The following is a 3,185-nucleotide window of genomic DNA, read 5'->3' as shown; positions in this document are numbered from 1 at the left end:
CGGCAGGCAGGCCGAGTATGGCAAAGGGCACGGCCCAGGCGAAATTCTCCGCATCGACGAGGAGCGCATTGCCGATCCACCAAAGACCAAGCACGAAATAGCCGAAGCCAAACCACCAGCCAACCATAGCGGCGGGAAGAAGACGACGTATAGGACCGGCGTCGGCATTGTCGACCGCACCATCGATCAGCCAGACCAGAACGGGGAACGAGATGAGACAGACTGCAAAGAAATCATAGGGCGGCAAGGCAAAGCTTGCCAATGCACCCATGAGAAACGCGAGCGCGACGCGCTTCCAGCCCGACAGAAGAATGATTGTTCCGGCCAGACGCTGGATCATGCCATGCCCCACGACTTCAGATTCCACCTCAGCCTTAAGTTGTGAGACTTGCGCCAATCATTCGTCCGTTTCTGCCGGTTGATCCGCTGCGCCCTGCCGCGCCGTGCGCGGCCGGCGATCCGTATGGCGCAGTGGCACGATACGCACCTTGCGAATGCGGCGGGGATCCGCCTCGAGCACATGAAATTCGTAGCCGGGGACCGCTTGCAACATTTCGCCCCGAACCGGAATCCGGCCAAGGATCGAGAAGATCAGTCCGCCAACCGTATCTACGTCCTCGCCATGTTCGCCGATGACGAAGCCGGAGCCTATCTTCTGGGAAACCTCGTCAAGATCGGCCCGGGCGTCCGCAACGAACACGCCTTCCGGCTCCTCGACGATCATTACCTCATCGTCGTCATGCTCGTCCTCGATATTGCCGACCACCATTTCCACAATGTCTTCGAGCGATACCAGCCCGTCGGTCCCGCCGTACTCGTCAATGACGAGAGCGATCTGAATACGCTGGGCCTGCATGCGCGCCATCAGATCGTTGGCAAGCATCGAAGGCGGAACGAAGAGGATCGACCGCATCAGACTGAGGTCCGCGATCGTCTTGCTGAGATCAACATGCGATAGATCAAGCTTTGCCGATATCGGGGGTTTCGCGCGTGCTACGCTGCGGCGCGGTGCTTTTGTACGCGAACTTCTAGTGATGTGATTTACCACATCACGGATGTGGACCATGCCGCGTGGATCATCGAGCGTTTCGGCAAACACAGGCATGCGCGAGTGGCCGGATTTCTCGAATACTTCGAGAAGATCGCCGAGAGTCGTCGAGACTTCGACTGCCTCGATGTCGGCGCGCGGGATCATCACGTCTTCAACGCGCAATTCGCGCAGGCGCAGGATATTGTGCAGCATGGCGCGTTCTTCCGGCGAAAAGGCCGTGTCGCCGCGATGATCCTCAGCCAGTGCCGCGTCGAGATCCTCTCTCAAGGATGTACCGGGGCGGGCCCGCAGGAATGGAAATAGTGTTGAAAGAAGCGAGCGCTTTTCTGTAGCCTGCGCCCTGGTGCTACTCTGCCCTTCGGCATCACTTTCCTGCCCCGTACCCCCTCTTGAAGGCGCGGCAGGATCGTTCTGGTGAGACGTGTCAGACATGGTCCTCAATCGGATTGATCGTCAATGACGGATAGCGCATAAGGGTCAGGAATTGCAAGACGCGCCAGAATTTTGCGCTCCAATGTCTCCATTTCTTCGGCTTCGCTATCAGAAAGATGATCATAGCCGAGGAGGTGCAGAAATCCATGGACAACAAGATGGGTGAGGTGGTGGTCGAATGGTTTTTCCTCGTCGGCCGCTTCCCGCGCCACGGTTTCACGTGCGATGACGATATCGCCAAGCATCGGTCCTGGCTTTTGCCCTGGTTTCAAGTTGGACGCCGGAAACGAGAGAACGTTTGTCGGCTTGTCCTTATCGCGCCAATCGCTGTTTAACTCCCTGATCGTCGTATCATCGGTAAAGACGAGGCTCAGTTCGCTCTCCGGCTGCTCACCCGCGTCAAGCTCCTCCCATGCGGCCGCAATGGCGCTCACCGATAATCGGCGAAGGCTGGACTCACCTGCCCAACCCTCCGTCTCAACCAGTATGTCGATATCAATCACGCTCGTGCCACCTGGTGCAGCGAATTTGACATTCGAGTGCGTCCCGACGTCAGGCTCGTTTCGAATGCCAAATTCAAAGCTCCACTATAGGTCCCAGGTTTTCTAGTGGCTCTTTGATTCCAACAATCGCCGGCGAGGTTCGTATCAGCCGAATGCAAATGCTGGAATCGAACCGCCAACTCAGGGCTTTGCGCCTTCCTTGTCATAGGCCCGTACGATTGCCGCAACGAGCGGATGGCGTACGACATCGACGTCCGTGAAGCGCACGGTCACGATACCGCTGACGCCATCGAGAATGCGCAAGGCTTCCACAAGGCCGGATTTCTGGCCCAGCGGCAGGTCGATCTGGCTCGGGTCGCCAGTAATGATCATGCGGGCGCTCTCACCGAGGCGCGTCAGAAACATCTTCATCTGCATGGATGTCGTGTTTTGCGCCTCGTCGAGGATAATGGCGGAATGGGCGAGCGTGCGCCCGCGCATGAACGCGAGCGGCGCGATTTCGATGACGCCCGCGGCAATGGCTCGCTCGACCTTGTCAGCCGGCATCATGTCATAGAGCGCATCGTAAAGCGGGCGCAGATAGGGGTCGACCTTTTCCTTCATGTCGCCAGGCAGGAAGCCAAGGCGCTCGCCGGCCTCAACGGCGGGGCGCGAAAGGATGATACGATCAACGAGGCCACGCTCAAGCAGCATGGCGGCATGAGCAACGGCAAGATAGGTCTTGCCCGTACCCGCCGGGCCAACGCCGAAAACGAGTTCCGAACGGTCGAGAGCACGCATATAGGCATCTTGGGTGGGCGTTCGCGCGAAGATCGTCTTCTTGCGTGTCGATATTTGGGCGGCAGCCATCTTGCTTTTGTTTTCCATCGTCGGAAGCGTCAACTGATCGTCGGCAGCAAGCGCCATGCGCAGCGCACCATCGACATCGGAAGCAGAAATATCATGCCCGTTCTGCAATTGCTCGTAGAGATGATCGAGGGTCCTGCGCGCCTGCTCGGTGGCCGTGGGCTCACCACGAATTGCGAGTTGGTTGCCTTTCGAGCGAACATCGACGCCAAGTTTCTGTTCTATGCGGGCGAGATTTTCATCGAACTGACCGAACAGCGCACTCGCCAGCCGGTTATTGTCAAATGTCAGTACGATATGCGCCAGGTCCGAGGCCCCTGAGGGAGCGGGTTTCAGCTTTTCGGTGGCGTTCA

3 protein-coding genes and 1 pseudogene are annotated in these 3,185 nt (G+C 58.2%); all 4 read right to left on the bottom strand.

What is annotated here, in order from left to right:
• Window positions 1-340, bottom strand: a pseudogene (locus AAAB35_RS24400) (apolipoprotein N-acyltransferase); the annotation flags it as partial.
• Between the two features lie 57 nt (window positions 341-397).
• Window positions 398-1,483, bottom strand: coding sequence for a hemolysin family protein (locus AAAB35_RS24395; RefSeq protein ID WP_340670885.1), 1,086 nt, complete (start codon window positions 1,481-1,483; stop codon window positions 398-400).
• Between the two features lie 5 nt (window positions 1,484-1,488).
• On the bottom strand, window positions 1,489-1,986 hold the full coding sequence (ybeY, locus tag AAAB35_RS24390) for an rRNA maturation RNase YbeY (protein WP_340670884.1): 498 nt from the start codon (window positions 1,984-1,986) through the stop codon (window positions 1,489-1,491).
• A gap of 180 nt (window positions 1,987-2,166) precedes the next feature.
• Entirely contained in the window at window positions 2,167-3,168 is a 1,002-nt protein-coding gene (locus AAAB35_RS24385; protein ID WP_340670886.1) for a PhoH family protein, read from the bottom strand.
• Between the last annotated feature and the right edge of the window lie 17 nt (window positions 3,169-3,185).

Origin of the sequence: Phyllobacterium sp., from assembly GCF_037994425.1 — a bacterium.
Classification (GTDB): domain Bacteria; phylum Pseudomonadota; class Alphaproteobacteria; order Rhizobiales; family Rhizobiaceae; genus Phyllobacterium.
Note: the sequence above shows the minus strand (reverse complement) of the source record. Positions and strands in the feature narration are given on the sequence as shown.

Bases quoted from the DNA above. Each gene is read 5' to 3' on its own strand.
- AAAB35_RS24395 (WP_340670885.1), bottom strand. From the start codon at position 1,483: ATGTCTGACACGTCTCACCAGAACGATCCTGCCGCGCCTTCAAGAGGG.